This window comes from Xanthomonas sp. MLO165 (assembly GCF_018831305.1).
Lineage (GTDB): Bacteria > Pseudomonadota > Gammaproteobacteria > Xanthomonadales > Xanthomonadaceae > Xanthomonas > Xanthomonas arboricola.
The window spans coordinates 484,501-499,595 of record NZ_CP029263.1 but is presented as its reverse complement, the minus strand read 5'-3'; the positions used below and the strand labels follow the sequence as shown (position 1 = coordinate 499,595).

At 66.3% G+C, this 15,095-nt stretch carries 14 protein-coding genes and 1 other RNA gene; 5 read left to right on the top strand and 10 right to left on the bottom strand.

Translation table 11 applies throughout. The annotated features are described in order from the left end of the window. Nucleotides 1-10: 10 nt before the first annotated feature. Entirely contained in the window at nucleotides 11-343 is a 333-nt protein-coding gene (locus tag DGN21_RS02160) for a DUF6172 family protein (protein ID WP_046345437.1), read from the bottom strand. A gap of 113 nt (nucleotides 344-456) precedes the next feature. On the opposite strand from DGN21_RS02160, the gene DGN21_RS02155 reads away from it, so the two are divergent. After that, a complete protein-coding gene (locus DGN21_RS02155) occupies nucleotides 457-891 on the top strand; it encodes an SDR family NAD(P)-dependent oxidoreductase (RefSeq protein ID WP_202397561.1) in 435 nt (144 codons plus the stop codon). Further along, the gene (locus DGN21_RS20270; protein WP_255419557.1) at nucleotides 888-1,022 is read left to right on the top strand and encodes a hypothetical protein; all 135 of its coding nucleotides are present in this window, start codon (nucleotides 888-890) and stop codon (nucleotides 1,020-1,022) included. Before DGN21_RS02155 ends, DGN21_RS20270 begins: the two co-directional genes overlap by 4 nt. A gap of 195 nt (nucleotides 1,023-1,217) precedes the next feature. Here the strand turns inward: DGN21_RS20270 and DGN21_RS02150 are convergent, their stop codons facing one another. The 3 genes from DGN21_RS02150 to DGN21_RS02140 all read right to left on the bottom strand — a co-directional run bounded on the left by DGN21_RS02150 (nucleotide 1,218) and on the right by DGN21_RS02140 (nucleotide 6,144). Next, entirely contained in the window at nucleotides 1,218-4,307 is a 3,090-nt protein-coding gene (locus DGN21_RS02150) for an efflux RND transporter permease subunit (protein ID WP_160955101.1), read from the bottom strand. Then, entirely contained in the window at nucleotides 4,304-5,449 is a 1,146-nt protein-coding gene (locus DGN21_RS02145; protein ID WP_126965372.1) for an efflux RND transporter periplasmic adaptor subunit, read from the bottom strand. The genes DGN21_RS02150 and DGN21_RS02145 overlap by 4 nt, the downstream gene beginning before the upstream one ends. Before the next feature lie 77 nt (nucleotides 5,450-5,526). Then, entirely contained in the window at nucleotides 5,527-6,144 is a 618-nt protein-coding gene (locus tag DGN21_RS02140) for a TetR/AcrR family transcriptional regulator (RefSeq protein ID WP_039517156.1), read from the bottom strand. Nucleotides 6,145-6,232: 88 nt separating this feature from the next. Here DGN21_RS02140 and DGN21_RS02135 point away from each other — a divergent pair, with 88 nt between their 5' ends. Further along, nucleotides 6,233-7,708 carry a TolC family protein gene (locus DGN21_RS02135; RefSeq protein WP_215825104.1) on the top strand — a complete coding sequence of 492 codons (1,476 nt, stop codon included), beginning with the start codon at nucleotides 6,233-6,235 and terminating at the stop codon, nucleotides 7,706-7,708. Between the two features lie 202 nt (nucleotides 7,709-7,910). Here DGN21_RS02135 and DGN21_RS02130 read toward each other — a convergent pair whose 3' ends face one another. Further along, the gene (locus tag DGN21_RS02130; protein WP_126965374.1) at nucleotides 7,911-8,342 is read right to left on the bottom strand and encodes a VirK family protein; all 432 of its coding nucleotides are present in this window, start codon (nucleotides 8,340-8,342) and stop codon (nucleotides 7,911-7,913) included. A gap of 110 nt (nucleotides 8,343-8,452) precedes the next feature. Between DGN21_RS02130 and DGN21_RS02125 the strand changes: the two genes are divergently transcribed. Beyond that, a complete protein-coding gene (locus DGN21_RS02125; protein WP_215825103.1) occupies nucleotides 8,453-8,803 on the top strand; it encodes a hypothetical protein in 351 nt (116 codons plus the stop codon). Nucleotides 8,804-8,880: 77 nt separating this feature from the next. Here DGN21_RS02125 and DGN21_RS02120 read toward each other — a convergent pair whose 3' ends face one another. Both DGN21_RS02120 and DGN21_RS02115 read right to left on the bottom strand, forming a co-directional pair. After that, a complete protein-coding gene (locus DGN21_RS02120) occupies nucleotides 8,881-10,290 on the bottom strand; it encodes an FAD/NAD(P)-binding protein (RefSeq protein ID WP_104543873.1) in 1,410 nt (469 codons plus the stop codon). A 243-nt stretch (nucleotides 10,291-10,533) separates the two neighbouring features. Next, nucleotides 10,534-10,610: non-coding RNA, sX9 sRNA (locus tag DGN21_RS02115), on the bottom strand. A 212-nt stretch (nucleotides 10,611-10,822) separates the two neighbouring features. Here DGN21_RS02115 and DGN21_RS02110 point away from each other — a divergent pair. Then, nucleotides 10,823-11,599 (top strand): SDR family NAD(P)-dependent oxidoreductase, encoded by a 777-nt coding sequence (locus DGN21_RS02110; protein WP_126965375.1) that lies wholly within the window; start codon nucleotides 10,823-10,825, stop codon nucleotides 11,597-11,599. Between the two features lie 381 nt (nucleotides 11,600-11,980). Here the strand turns inward: DGN21_RS02110 and DGN21_RS02105 are convergent, their stop codons facing one another. The 3 genes from DGN21_RS02105 to DGN21_RS02095 all read right to left on the bottom strand — a co-directional run bounded on the left by DGN21_RS02105 (nucleotide 11,981) and on the right by DGN21_RS02095 (nucleotide 15,090). After that, the gene (locus DGN21_RS02105; protein WP_184578088.1) at nucleotides 11,981-12,613 is read right to left on the bottom strand and encodes an NAD(P)H-binding protein; all 633 of its coding nucleotides are present in this window, start codon (nucleotides 12,611-12,613) and stop codon (nucleotides 11,981-11,983) included. Nucleotides 12,614-12,629: 16 nt separating this feature from the next. Further along, nucleotides 12,630-14,792 carry a glycogen debranching protein GlgX gene (gene glgX, locus DGN21_RS02100; RefSeq protein WP_016901662.1) on the bottom strand — a complete coding sequence of 721 codons (2,163 nt, stop codon included), beginning with the start codon at nucleotides 14,790-14,792 and terminating at the stop codon, nucleotides 12,630-12,632. A gap of 124 nt (nucleotides 14,793-14,916) precedes the next feature. Continuing rightward, the gene (locus DGN21_RS02095; protein WP_160955103.1) at nucleotides 14,917-15,090 is read right to left on the bottom strand and encodes a DUF2934 domain-containing protein; all 174 of its coding nucleotides are present in this window, start codon (nucleotides 15,088-15,090) and stop codon (nucleotides 14,917-14,919) included. Between the last annotated feature and the right edge of the window lie 5 nt (nucleotides 15,091-15,095).

The window sequence follows — 15,095 nt, the reverse complement described above, 5'->3', positions numbered from 1 at the left end:
ACGCGAAGACTCAGTCCTGCTCGAAATCCAGTTCGCCGCCCGCGGCGCTGTCGCCATCGGCACGCGGAGTCCGCTTGCCGGGCTTGCGCAGGATTTCCACGAAGAACTGCCCGCCACCTTCGCTGGTGAGCGCATTGATCGAGCGGATCAGCTCGGCCGGCGGCAGCGGCGCAGCACTGGCCTCGTCCACCCCGAAGCGCATGTCGAAATCCCAATAATCCGCTCCTTCCGGCAAGTCCTTGCGACGCTCGCGGCGGATGTACTTGCGGATATCGTGCTTGCTGGATTCCAGCAGACGGTCGCGGTTCTTGCCTTCGAGGTTGAGCTGGTAGGTCTTGCGCATGGCGACATCGGTTGGGAGCTGGCCGCCTATTGTGAGGCCACACGGGCATTCTGGGTGAATGGCCGGGGATTCGGTGGCCGGCGGCATGGGCGCAAGCGTTTGCCTGCCTCGGCGTGGAGAACGCAACGCGCGCCCTGCGCCAGCATAGATACACGCCGCCGCTACGGCGCGACGGGCGGCCCGTCGATGCAGGCTGGCACAGGCGGGCAGGCCGCCGCCGCCTCATGCACGACGATGGCGTGTCGCACACCTCGGCCTGCCACCTGGCTGCCGATGTCAATGTGAAAGGCGTGCTCAACGTGGCCGCAGCGGTGCTGCCGCAGATGATCAAGCAACAGTCCGGCCACGTCTTCAATACTTCCTCGATCGCCGGGCGCAAGGTGTTTGGCCAGGGATTTGCGGTGTCCTCGGCAAGCAAGTTTGCAGTGACCGCATTCACCGAAGGCCTGCGGATGGAAGTCGGCAAGAAGCACAACATCCGCGTCAACCGGGCATCGTCGCAACCGAGCTTCCGGCACAGACCACCGGCGCGGAATATCAGGCCATGATGCCCGGTTATGCCGGCACGGTTCGCATGCTGGACCCGATGGATAGTGCCGACACTATCCTGTTCGCGGCGCACGCACCGTCCAACGTCAACATCGCCGAAGTCTTCGTGCTTCCGACCGACCAGGTCTGAGTCTCCGCCTCACCAGGCAAACCGCAAGGCACGGACGCGCTGTCGTCTGTGCCCTGCGCGGCGCCACGGTTCCCGCACGCCGGCCTGCCGGCCGGCTGCCAGTTCCTCGCAGGCCGCGGCGGCGGCCCACGCGGGTGAACGACCTCGCGCCGCCGCCTTCGATAATGGCGGCTTGGCCGCCCTGGCCGGGCGGCATCAAACGTGCTGCGTCGCTGCCCGGGTGCTACCGGAATCGGGCCGGATCTTGAACCAGATCGAATACATCGCCGGCAGGAACACCAGCGTCAGGATCGTGCCGGCCAGGGTGCCGCCGATCAGCGTATAGGCCAGCGTGCCCCAGAACACCGAATGCGTGAGCGGGATGAACGCCAGGATCGCCGCCAGCGCGGTCAGGATCACAGGGCGCGCACGCTGCACGGTGGCTTCCACCAGCGCATGGAACGGGTCCAGCCCTTCGGCCTCGTTGTGATGGATCTGCCCGATCAGGATCAGCGTGTTGCGCATCAAAATGCCCGACAACGCGATCAGGCCCACCAGCGCATTGATGCCGAACGGTTGCTGGAACAGGATCAGGGTCGGCACCACGCCGATCAGGCCGAGCGGGCTGGTCAGAAACACCATCACCATCGCCGAGATCGAACGCACCTGCAGGATGATGATCAGCAAGGTGGCCGCCAGCATGATCGGGAACAGCGGCAGCATCGCGGTGGTTGCCTTGCCGGATTCCTCGATCGAACCGGCCTCCTTGATCTGGTAACCGCTGGGCAATGTGTCGATGATCGGCTGCAGCTGCCTGGTGATCGCCGCCGAGACATCCGGCGGCTGCAGTTGGTCGTCGACATCTCCGCCCACGGTGATCGTCGGCACCCGATCACGGCGGCGCATGATCGGCTCTTCCATCCGCACATCCACCTTGCCCACCTGCGACAGCGGCACGCGCTGGCCGTTGGCACCGGCCAGGGTGAAGTCGGCGATGCGTGCCGGATCGAAGCGCGTATCGCCAGCCGAGCGCGCCATCACCTGCACGCTGCGGATATCCTCGCGCACCAACGTGACCGGCACGCCGCTGAGCAGGAACTGCAGTTGCTGCGCCACCGCGGTCGAGGTCAGCCCCAACGCCTGCAGGCGGTCCTGGTCTAGGGTGAAATGCAACGTGGGCGTGCGCGTGCCCCAGTCGGTGTTGACGGTGCGCAGCATCGGGCTGTCCTGCATGACCTGCCTGACCTGCGCGGCGATGCCACGCACCACCTGCGGGTCGGCGCCGCTGACCCGGTAGGCCACCGGAAACTGCGAGTACGGGCCGAAGGTGAGTTGGGTCACGCGCACGCGTGCTTCGGGGGCCAAGCCTTCGGCAACGGCCTTGCGCATGCGCAGCTTCAATGCGTCGCGCTTGTGCTGGTTGTCGGTGCGCACCACGATCTTGGCGAACGACGGATCCGGCAACTCCGGGCCCATCGCCAGGAAGAAACGCGGCGCGCCCTGGCCGATATACGCGGTGACAATCTTCGCTTCGTCCTGTTTGGCCAGCCAGGCTTCCAGCTTGGCCGTGGCCGCGCTGGTCTGGGTGATCGAGCTGCCGTACGGCAGTTGCACTTCGACCAGCACTTCAGGGCGATCGGAGATCGGGAAGAACTGCTTCTTGACGATGCCCATGCCCAGGATCGCAAGCACGAACAGGCCCACCACCGAGCCGGCCACCAACCACTTGCGCGCGATGACGCGTGCCAGCGCATTGCGGAAGCGGTTGTAGCGCGGCGTGTCGTACAGCGCGGCGTGGCCGCCTTCGATCTTCTTCAGATCCGGCAGCATCTTGACGCCCAGATAAGGCGTGAACACCACTGCCACCACCCACGACACAATCAGCGCGATCCCCACGATCCAGAACATGTTGCTGGTGTATTCGCCGGCAGTGGAGGCGGCAAAGCCGTTCGGCATGAAGCCGACCGCGGTCACCAGCGTGCCGGACAGCATCGGCGCGGCGGTATGGCTCCACGCATAGGCCGATGCGGCGACGCGGCTATAGCCTTCCTCCATCTTCACCACCATCATCTCGATCGCGATGATGGCGTCGTCCACCAGCAATCCCAGCGCCAGGATCAACGACCCCAGCGTGATGCGGTCGAAGTTCTTGCCGGTGGCCAGCATCACCACGAACACCGCCGCCAGCGTCAGCGGCACCGCGGCCGCCACCACGATACCCACGCGCCAGCCCATGCTGACGAAGCACACCAGCATCACCACCAGCAGTGCGACGAAGAACTTGGTCATGAACTCGCCCACCGACGCGTCGATGTTGACCGCCTGATCGGTGACCTTGCTCAGGGTCATGCCCAGCGGCAGCTCGGCATTGATTGCGCCCACTTCGCTGTCCAGCGACTTGCCCAGATCCAGCCCGTTCCAGCCATCGCGCATGATGATGCCCAGCAGCAACGCCGGCTCGCCGCCACTGCGGATCATGAAGGTGGACGGATCTTCGTAGCCGCGTTTGACCGTGGCGATATCCGACAGTTTCAGGGTGCGGCCCTGCACCACCAGCGGGGTGTCGCGGATCTTCTGCAGGCTGTCGAGCGCACCGTCCAGGCGAATGAACACCTGCGGCCCGCGCGTCTCCACCGAACCTGCCGCATTCAAGGTGTTCTGCGCATTGAGCGCGGCAAACACCTCCTGCGGATCCACGCCCAGCGTGGCCAGGCGCTCGTGCGAGAACTCGACAAAGATGCGCTCGGGCTGTTCTCCGATGATGTTGACCTTCTTGACGCCCGGCACGTGCAACAGGCGCTGGCGCAGGCTTTCCGCATCGCGCGCAAGCAAACGTTGCGGCTCGCCCTTGGCCTTGAGCGCGAACAGCGCGAAGGTGACGTCGGCATATTCGTCGTTGACCATCGGCCCGATCACGCCGGCCGGCAGGTTGCCGACTTCGTCGCCCACCTTCTTGCGCGCCTGATAGAACTGCTCCTGCACCTGGCTGGGTGGTGTGCTGTCCAGCAAGGTCAAGGTCGTGAACGCAAGCCCGGGGCGCGTATAGGTTTCGCTGCGGTCGTACCAGCGCAGCTCCTGCAGGCGCTTTTCGAGTTTCTCGGCGACCTGGTCCTGCATTTCCTGCGGCGTGGCGCCGGGCCAGGCGGTCACGATGGTCATGACCTTGACGGTGAAGGCCGGGTCTTCGGCCCGGCCAAGCTTGAGGAAGGCGACCAGGCCGGCCAGCGAAATCAGGACGATCAGGAACAGCGTGATCGAGCGCTCGCGCACCGCCAGCGCGGAAAGATTGAACCGGCCTTCGCTCACGGCTGCGCTCCTGCCGCGGCCGCGGCCTTGGCGCCGGTCGTGGCGCCGGCGGCAGGCGCAATCGTGTTGACCACCCGCACCTGCTCGCCGTCGCGCAACAGGTGCGCACCCAGTGCCACGATGCGCTCACCGCGCGCCAGCTTGCCGGCAACCGTGGCATGGTCGTCGTCCAGGCCCAGCACCGTCACCGGCCGCCAGCGCACCTTGGCCGGATTGCCGGCAATCACCCACACGCCCGGCCCCTTGCCGGCATCGAACAGCGCGGCCAGCGGCACCTGCAGCCCGGCCTGCGGGCCGGCGGCCGTGCCATCGGCGATGCGCAGGCTGACGGTGGTGCCCAGCGGCGCATCGCCCAGTGCGCCATCGAGCACGTAACGTGCCTCGAAGGTGCGGGTCAGCCGGTCGGCGCTTTCGGACAGCTGGCGCAAGGTCGCCGGCACGGTGACAGCGGCATTGCCGAACAAGGTGGCCTGCGCCACCGAGCCGACCTGCGGGCGCAGGGTTTCCGGCAACTGGATCACCGCCTCGCGGCGGCCGGCATGCGCCAGCCGCACCACCGGCTGCCCGGCCGCGACGACCTGGCCCGGTTCGACCAGCGTCTCCATCACCACGCCATCGGCGTCGGCCAGCAGGTCGGTGTAGCGGTTGGCGTTGCGGGCTACTTCGGCCTGCGCTTGGGCGGCGCTCAGCTGCGCCCTGGCGGCGTCGGCGGCGGCCTTGATCTGGTCGTAGGCCGAAGCCGAGATGGCGCCGGTGCCACGCAGATCGCGGTAGCGCGCTTCATCCTCACCCGCCTGCTGGGCGCGCGCCTGCGCGGCCGCCACCGCGTCCTGCTGCGCCCGCGCGGCGAGCTTGAGGTCGACCGGGTCGATCCGCAGCAGCGGCTGGCCACGTTTCACGCGCTGGCCGGCATCGACCAGACGCTCCTGCACCTTACCGGCGACCCGGAACCCCAGGTCGCTCTGTACACGGGCCGCGACCGTGCCGGAGAAGCTGCGCGCCGCTGCACCAGCTTCTTCGACGATGGCCACCCGCACCAGCGGAGCCGCGGTACGCGGGTCGGAGGGGGGCGCCTTGCCGCAGGCAATCAATGCCAGCGGCAGCACACAGAAAGCGGCAGAGGTAACGAGGCGCCGATGCATGGCAAATCCAGGAGCGAGCTGATGAAGGCTCGCATCCTGAGACTTGTGACTAAATCAGTCAATAGTCACAAACGAATTTAGGGCGATAGGCTGCGCAGCACCAGGCTCGACAACAGCACCGGCACCTCGTCGGCCTGCTCCAGGCTGTGCTGCAGCAGCAGCGGGTTCATGTAGGGGCGCAGCACCATGTAAATCGCCTGCGTGGCCTCGTCCAGTGGCGTCTTGCGCTCGAAATCACCACTTTGCCGGCCTTGCTGCAGCACATCCTGCAGCAGCGTCTGGATGCGCACTTCATAGGCGCGGACCGATTGCCAGCGCTCGGTGGCCGCCGAGGTGGCGATCTCGTACAGCTTGCGATCCTGGAAGAACAGCCGGAGGCTCGCCTCGATCATCACCTTGAAAAGCCTGCGTAATTTTTCCGGCGGCTGCTCCGCCTCGTCGACCGCGGCACGCACCTCGGTCTCGATTTCGCGCAGGCAGTTGCTGCAGATCATCTCGCCGATGGCCTGCTTGGATTCGAAGAACTTGTAGATATAGGCCTTGGAGAACCCGATCGCCTTGGCCAGGTCCGAAACCGCAGTCTTCTCGTAGCCGTAGCGGCTGAAATGCTCGGTGGCCGCAATCACGATCTGATCGCGCACGTCATGGTCGGCCGGGCCGCGGCCCGAAACCGGATAGCTGGATGTCTTGCTCATGCCGCCAGCTTAGCGCCCCAGCGCCCCACATACAAAAGTGACCATTTCGTATTATAGTCACACCTTATCCCTGCCCGCCCGGTCTGCCATGTCCCCGTTCCGTCCTGTTGCCCTGCTTGTCGTTGCCAGCCTTGCCACGGGCTGCGCAGTCGGTCCGACCTACACCCGCCCCGCAGCGCCCCTGCCAGACCGTTATGCAGGCCAGGCGGCAGTCGAAGTGCGCCCGGCAGCGCGACCGGCCGAGCTTTCGACCTGGTGGACCGGCTTCGACGACGCCGACCTGAGCCGCTACGTCGCCCAAGCGCTGGCGCAGAACCTGGACCTGGCCCAGGCCACCGCGCGCGTCACCCAGGCCCGCGCCGGCCTGACCGCCGCCACTGCTGCGCTGCTGCCTTCAGGCAACATCAGCGGCAACGCGACCCGCGCCTACCAGTCATTGGAAACGCCGCTCGGCCAGGTGCTCAACAGCACGCCCAACTTCGACCGCTACGCCAGCAGCTACGAAGCCAACCTGGGCGCGAGCTGGGAGCTGGATCTGTTCGGCGGCCTGCGTCGCGGGCGCCAGGCCGCACTGGCCGACTACCAGGCCAGCGAAGCCGGCGCCGCCGCCACCCGCCTGGCGGTGGCGGCGCAGACCGCCGATATCTACATCAGCATCCGCGGCCTGCAGGCACGGCTGGAGGTGGTGCAGCGCCAGGTCGCCACCCAGCAGGGCCTGCTGTCGATGGTGACGCTGTTGCATGGCAAGGGGCTCGCGCCGGAGTTGCAACTGCACCAGGCGCAAGGCGCGCTGGCACAGGCGCAGGCCTCGGTGCCCGGCATCGAAAGCGCCCTGGTCGCGGCGATGAACGCCCTGGACGTGATGCTGGGTGTGCCGCCTGGCACGCACCGCGCGGAACTGGCCGCCACCAAACCGATTCCGCTTGCGCCGCGGATCGCCGAGACGGGCACGCCCGGCGACCTGCTGCGGCGCCGCCCCGATCTGATCGCGGCCGAGCGCAGGCTGGCAGCGTCGAACGCGCGCATCGGCGTGGCGATGGCCGAGTACTACCCCAAATTCTCGCTCAGTGGACTGCTCGGCAGCGCCACCGCGATCTCCGGCGCCAACCTGTTCACCGGCGATGCCAGCCAGTCCGCCGGCGTGCTGGGCCTGCGCTGGCGGCTGTTCGACTTCGGCCGCATCAATGCGCAGATCGCCCAGGCCAAGGGCCAGGAAGCCGAGCAGCTGGCGGCGTATCGCCTGGCGGTCCTGCGCGCCACCGAGGACGTCGAAAATGCATTCACCGCACTGGTCAAACGCGAACAACAAGCCAGCGTGCTCGCGCAAGGCGTGGACGCACTGGGCAAGGCGCGCACCGCGTCGGCGCTGGCCTACGAAAAGGGCGTGGTCAGCCTGATCGAAGTGTTGAATGCCGACGAGCAGCTGCTTCGCGCGTCCGATGCGCAGGTGCAGGCGCGCACGGATGCCGCGCGCAGTGCGGTGGCCACCTTCAGGGCGCTGGGTGGCGGCTGGCAATCCAGCACCGCCGACGCAGTTGCGCTGCAGCAGTCGTCACCGCGCTGACGCAAGCACGGACAAGGTCGCTAACGGGCAACCGCAAACTGCGGCGCTTGCCTCATATCGGTGGGCGTCGTCTGTGCGCCAAGCGGGTCCTGCATCCTTGGCGGAAGAAAACTCGCTGTCCTCTCCGCGACCCGGGTGCAGATAACGACTGCGCGTCGCCGTGCACGCGATGGCTGCTGCAGCCCGCGCAGTCGTCATGTGGTCAACCGGCGTGGAAACGGATGCCTTGATTGATCGTGCATTGATACGCCAGCACTGGCCCGCGTTGCTGCAGACCCGGCAGGTCGTACATGTAGGTGGTGAAACGCACGCTGCCATCCGGGCGCAGCTGGTAGCGCATGAACTGCTGAATCGGCTTGCCGTCGTTGGCCACGGTGAAGTGCGAACCAGAGAACGCGGCAGTGCCGTCCTCGGTGATGCGGTACGCATCGATATGGCGGCCGCCACGGGTCTGGGTGACCGGCGTGCCTTGTTCGGGTGTGCAGCGGCCAAGATCGGTGGTCAGGCTGACGTCGTAACCGGATTCCAGGGCTGCGAGCACTTCCGCACGGGTATTGAGCGATTCGCTGGCCCAGGCGGGCAGCGCGCAGGCGCACAGCGTGGCGAGCAGGGCAGCGGGAGCAAGACGGGGCATGGCGAACTCCAGGATGAGGGAAGGAAGCGACCTGGACTGTAATCAGCCCAGGGCCGTCAACATGACCCAGTCCTGTCTGCAACGGCGCACTGCGCTACGCATCACGCGGCATGATTGCGCTGTTTGGCGATGTCCGCGCGAGATTGCGCCGTGCGGGCTATGCCTGCGCGCGCAGAGGCCGTTTGTTGCGTGATCGGGCGCTTCTATCGCCAGAAAAAGACGAAGGAATGTCGGTCGACGACAGACGACAGACGACAGACGACACGAGCATTACGCAAACGTCTGATGCACACACAAAAAAATGCTGCTACTGGCGAGCGTCGACCGGAAGCAACTTTTTCAAAGCGGCATCATCCAACCCCACGGGGCTGCGCGCCTACCCTCATCCGGCGCTGGCGCGCCACCTTCTCCCGATGGGAGAAGGGTTCAAGATGCAGGGTGATGAGGCACTCTCTCGATGAGAGAAGGCCCAAACTCGCACTCGTCACAGCTTCAACTTCATACAACCATCAAAAAGCTGCAATGCAAATCCACCCAGCTACAAGCGCGCATTGACCTCGCGCCGCACCTGTTCCGGCTCCGGCTGTAACGCCGGCATCGCGCCCAGCAACAGACGGTCTGCCAGGGCACGTGTGGCCACACGCAACTCCGGCACGGCGGTGATTTCCCAATAGCGTCCGCGTAGCAGCGGGCCCACGCAATACAGCCCCGGCACGATCTGTCCGGCACCATCGCGCACGCGCAGTTGCGCATCGGTGTCCACGCCCAGGCCCAGCGGATCGGCACGCAACAGCCCAGCCTCGCGCATGCCGGCGATCAACGGGTCGCTGGTGCGGTCGATATCGGTGTCCAACCCTGTGGCGCGGATCACCGCATCGTAATGATCGGTCTGCGCGTCGGCCGATCCACGCGGGCGAATCACCGCTTCCACGCCATCGGGCACCCAACGCGCACGCAGCAGGCGCGCTGCGACGATCTGCAGTTGCCCCGATTGCTGCAATTGCGCCAGCTGTTCCGCTGCGCCCGGCGCAACGCGGTGCCGCGCCACCTCCCAATACGGGCGCAGATGGCGCAGGAAACGCGCACGCTGCGGCAACTCCAGCCGCTGCCACAGCGGTTGCAGATGCGGGCGCAAGGCATCCACCACGCGTCGCCAGTCGTCGACCACTGCACTCAATTGCCGTACGCCGCGCAGCAGGCCACGCAGGTCGGCATCCTTGAGTGCGCGCTGCAGATGCGGCGGCAATTCCAGCGCTGCACCCGGCTGGCGCAGATGCGCCTGCGGCGCAAGGCCGCGTCGCGAGATCGCCAGCAGGCGGCCACGATGCCCGCGCGTGTGCAGGGTCAATGCCACATCCACCATGGTCAGCCCGGTGCCGACGATCAGCACATCGTCGTCCGGCGACAGGCGCGCCAGGGCATCGCCCTGCCACGGCCAGCCGATGTAGCGCGGATGCACGCTCAGGCGCGGGCCGATCCCGGCCAACGCCTGCGGCTGCAGTGCGCCCACCGCCAGCACCACCCGATCGCTGTGGAAGGCATCGCCATTGGCCAGGAACACGCGAAAGCCCTTGCGCGCACGCTCCACCGCCACCGCTTCCTGCGACAGCCGCACGATCGACGCCTGCGCGCCACTGACCGCGGTATCCAGCTCGCTGCGCAGATAATCGCCATAGGCAAGGCGCGGCAGGAATTCCAGTCGCCCGCTGTCGCCCAGATGCAGGGTATCGGCGAAGGCGCCTGGCGCCTGCGCATCGATGCCCAGGTCCTTGGCACGCACGTTGAGCAGGTGCTCCGGCCGGGCGGCACCATAGGCGATGCCGCTGCCGAAGGTCTCGGTCACGCCGACCAGGGTGATACGCACCTGCGCATCGGCCGTCTGCGCCAGCGCACGGACCAGCGCGGTGCCGCAGAAGCCGGCACCGATGACGGTGATATGGGTTTCCATGTGCAACTCCCACTGAATGACCCGCACGTTGTGCCCGCAGCGCGGCGCAAACGTGTAAACAAATGGTTAGCGGCGAGCAATCGAAAACGCATGAGCTGATCATGCTTGGTGATGAGGCTTGCGTTGCAAGCTGCGTGCGCACGGTATTGCACAAAGATGACAGCGCACGCGGCCGCAGCCAGGTGTCGGTGCATGGCCCCCAACCTGGCTCGCAGCGCAGCGCTGCGCACCGCGATTTAGGGTGGCTGACAACACGTAGCGAGCAATCGCTCGGGGCGTGTGGACGGCGCGCTCAAAACCTGAGGGTACGTGTAGCACATGGCAATTCCGAGCACCGCCGCACGCCTGAGGATGAGCGCAGTAGATCGCATGCCCCGTTACGCGCGGTGGCCGGCGCGTCGTTGGCAGAAGCGGTGGAAGTTGTGGAACGGAGAGCAGACATTGCGATGCTGCGTTCAACACTGCAACGGCGCCGAGCACCGCGTCATGACCGGGCTGCTCGATAATGTCGGTTTCCGATCGAGTGTCCGCCATGTCCATTTCCGCAGCACCCACGCAAATCTCGCCGCGCAATCAACGCGTGCTGATCGCCGGCGGCAGCCGTGGCATCGGCCTGGCGATTGCCGAAGCGTTCGTCCGCAACGGCGCGCAGGTCTCGCTGTGCGCACGCAATGCCGATGGCCTGGCACAGGCCGCCCACGCGTTGGCGCCTCATGGAGCCCCGGTACACACCTTCGCCTGCGACCTGTCGGACGCTGCGCAAATCGAGGCCTATGTGCAGGCCGCAGCGCAGGCACTGAATGGTCTGGACGTGGTGATCAACAACGCCTCCGGCTATGGACATGGCAACGACGATTCGAGCTGGCAAGCCGGCCTGGACGTGGATCTGATGGCCGCAGTGCGCTGCAATCGCGCCGCGCTACCGCACCTGCGCAACAGCGACGCGGCAGTGATCCTCAATATCAGCTCGATCAATGCGCAACGCCCCACACCACGTGCGATCGCCTATTCCACCGCCAAGGCGGCGCTCAATTACTACACCACCACGCTGGCCGCCGAGCTCGCCCGCGAGCGCATCCGCGTCAACGCGATCGCTCCAGGCTCTATCGAGTTTCCGGACGGGCTATGGGCCCGCCGCCGCGATGAAGAACCGGAGCTGTATGCCCGCATCCGCGACAGCATCCCGTTCGGCGGATTCGGTCAAGTGCAGCACATCGCCGATGCGGCGTTGTTTCTTGCATCGCCGCAGGCGCGCTGGATCACCGGACAGGTACTGGCGGTGGATGGCGGGCAGTCGTTGGGGGTGTGAGCGGGGATTTGTGCTGGCGAACACGCCGATCCGCTGTCGGCCAACCGGTAGGAGCGTGCCTGCGCGCGACGAAGCTCTATCGGTAACGCCCCGTCGCGCGCAGGCACGCTCCTACGAACAGCCGGCGACCGGTTCCTTTATCCGCGACACCTTCGCGACGACGGGCGGGTGCTGATGGATGATGGATGATGGACAGTCGTTGGGAGTGTGAGCGGGGATTTGTGCTGGCGGAGATGCCAGTCTGCTGCGCGTGAACCTGTAGGAGCGTGCCTGCGCGCGATGAAGCTACTGGTAATGCCCCGTCGCGCGCAGGCACGCTCCTACAATACGGCGGCGCCTCACCTCTATCCGGCTGCCTCGCGACGAGGCGATGAGGCGGCGTTAGCCAACCAACTCCGCCGCCTCGACGCTGTGCTCGCCACGCGCCGGTGCCAGCGCGGCGCTCACCATGGCGGCGGCGATGCGTTCGGCCGGGTTGATGCGGAAGCGGCGTGGTAGCAGTGGGCCGAGCGCGCCCAGCACGAGGCTGCCGATGTGTTCGCCGGTGCGCCGCTGCTCGCGTTCGCCGCCGATCAGGCCCGGGCGCACGAAGGTGAGCGAGGGGAAGCCGACCGCGCGCAGGTCGCGTTCCAATTCGCCCTTGACGCGGTTGTAGAAGATGCGCGAGTGCGCATCGGCACCGGCCGCCGAATTCAGCACGAACACCGAGGTGCCCTGCGCGCAGACGGCGCGTGCCAGCGCCATCGGGTAGTCGTGATCGATGCGGTAGAACGCCTCGCGCGAGCCGGCCTGTTTCATCGTGCTGCCCAGGGCGCAGATGGCCGCTTCCATGCGCGGCGCGGTCCAGTGATCCAGGCGCTCGAAATCGATCACCTGGTTGCGCAGCTTGGGATGGATCTGCGACAGCGGCCGGCGCGTGATCGCCACCACGCCGGTACAGCGCGCGTCGGCCAGCAGCTGTTGCAAAACATGTCCGCCGACCAGACCGGTGGCCCCTGCCAGCAGCACGTCCATCAGACCGCCCCTGCCATCAGCGTGCGCCCTCGGAGACGATGCGTGCGCTGCTGGCGATGCGATCGCGCTCCACCGCCAGCAAGGTCAGCGAATGCGCCGGCGCCTTCCATTCGCTGCCGCCGGCCACCACGCGGCCGCCATGGCGTGCGGTGTCGACCAGTACGCGCCAATGTTCGTCGTGCATCGCCGGCAGCGTGAACGAAACGCTGGTAGAGGCGGCATTGATCAGCATCAGCAAGGTCACGTTGGCAGCGATCTCGCGCAAGCCGGTGGTCGGCGAGCGGCCATCCAGGCGCAGCATCAGCGCGCGTGCTTCCGGGTCGTGCCAGCCGGCTTCGTCCATCTCGTGGCCGTCCGGTGCCAGCCAGGTGAGATCCTTCAAACCCAGCGCTTCGTCGAACTTGCCATCGAAGAAGCGGGCGCGATGCAGCAGCGGGTAACGCTGGCGGATGCGGATCAACCGCCGCACGAATGCAGCCTGATCGGCGGCGGCGGCTTTAGTGGCGGCAGTCCAGTCGATCCAGGTCAGTTCGTTGTCCTGGCAATACGCGTTGTTGTTGCCGTTCTGGCTGTGGCCGAACTCGTCACCGGCCAGCAGCATCGGCGTGCCCTGCGACAGCAACAACGTGGCCAGCAGGTTGCGCATCTGTTGGCGGCGCAGCTGCTTGATGGCCGGGTCGTTGGTGTCGCCTTCGACGCCGTAATTGGCCGAGATGTTGTGGTCGCTGCCGTCCCTGCCCTCTTCGCCGTTGGCGAAGTTGTGCTTGCCTTCGTAGCTGACCAGATCGCGCAGGGTGAAGCCGTCATGCGCGGTGACGAAGTTGACCGACGCAGTGGGGCGGCGGCCGCTATGGTTGAACAGGTCGGCCGAGCCGGTCAGGCGCGTGGCCAGTTCGGCCAGCTGACCACCGTCGCCACGCCAGAACGCGCGCACGTTGTCGCGGAACTTGTCGTTCCATTCCACCCAGCCCGGCGGGAAGTTGCCGACCTGGTAACCGCCCGGGCCGATATCCCACGGCTCGGCGATCAGCTTGGTCTGGCTCAGTACTGGATCCTGGCGCACCGCATCGAGAAAGCTGCCCGACGGATCGAAGCCATAGCGCTCGCGGCCGAGGATGCTGGCCAGGTCGAAGCGGAAGCCGTCGACATGCATTTCCTGCACCCAGTAGCGCAGCGAGTCCATCACCATGCGCAACGCGCCGACGTTGGTCAGGTCGAAGGTGTTGCCGGTGCCGGTGTCGTTGATGTAGAAGCGGCGATCGTCGGCCAGGCGGTAGTAGCTGGCATTGTCGATGCCCTTGAACGACAGCGTCGGCCCCAGCTCGTTGCCTTCGGCGGTGTGGTTGTAGACCACGTCCAGCAGCACTTCCAGCCCGGCGTGATGCAGGCGCGCCACCATCTGCTTGAACTCGGCCACGGTGCGCGTGGACATGTAGCGCGCCTGCGGCGCGAAGAACCCCAGCGTGTTGTAGCCCCAGTAATTGCGCAGGCCTTTTTCCAGCAGGTATTGGTCGTCGACGAAGGCGTGAACCGGGAGCAGCTCCACCGCGGTGACGCCGAGCGAGCTGATGTGGTCGATCAGCTCGTCGGTCTTCAGGGCCGAGAAGGTGCCGCGATTTTCCGGCGGCACTGCCGGATGCAGCATGCTCAGCCCGCGCACGTGCGCTTCGTAGATCACCGTACGGTTCCACGGCGTTTGCGGCGGGCGGTCCTGGCCCCAGGTGAAGGCCGGGTCGATCACTGCGGATTTGGGCATGAACGCGGCGCTGTCGCGACGGTCGAAGCTCAGATCCTTGTCGCGGTGGCCGATGGTGTAGCCGAACAGATGCGGCGCCCATTTGAGCTCGCCGACGATCTGCTTGGCATACGGGTCCAGCAGCAGCTTGTTGTGGTTGAAGCGATGCCCGGCCTCGGGCGCATAAGGTCCATGCACGCGGTAGCCGTACAGCTGGCCGGGGCGTGCGTCGGGCAAATAGCCGTGCCAGACCTCGTCGGTGTATTCGGGCAGCGCCAGGCGCTCCTGCTCGCGGCCACGCTCGTCGAACAGGCACAGTTCCACCCGGGTGGCGTTGCGCGAGTACAGCGCGAAATTGACCCCCAGGCCATCCCAGGTGGCGCCGAGCGGGTTGGGACGGCCTTCGCGAATGCGCGAGCGCTGAGTGAACTTGCGGGTGGCCATCGGTAACTCCTGAGAACGGTGAACTCAAAACGCTGAGCGAATGCGGGCGCCTGCGTGCCTGGGCACGCTCACCCTGGCACGGCACAGCCTGCAGGGTGAACCATGCAAGGTGACAGAGGCACCGTTACTGGCGTGCAGTTACCGGCGGGCCGGCCTGTTCGGCGGCGCGCTCTTCGGCATCCACCAGCCGTTCGGCCATGGCCCAATGCCGATCTGCGTGGCCGTCCGGGCGGCCTTCGGCCTCCCAGATCTCCTGTGCCAACTGGCGAAGCCGCGCTTGCCGTTCCATGTCGTTCATTGCTT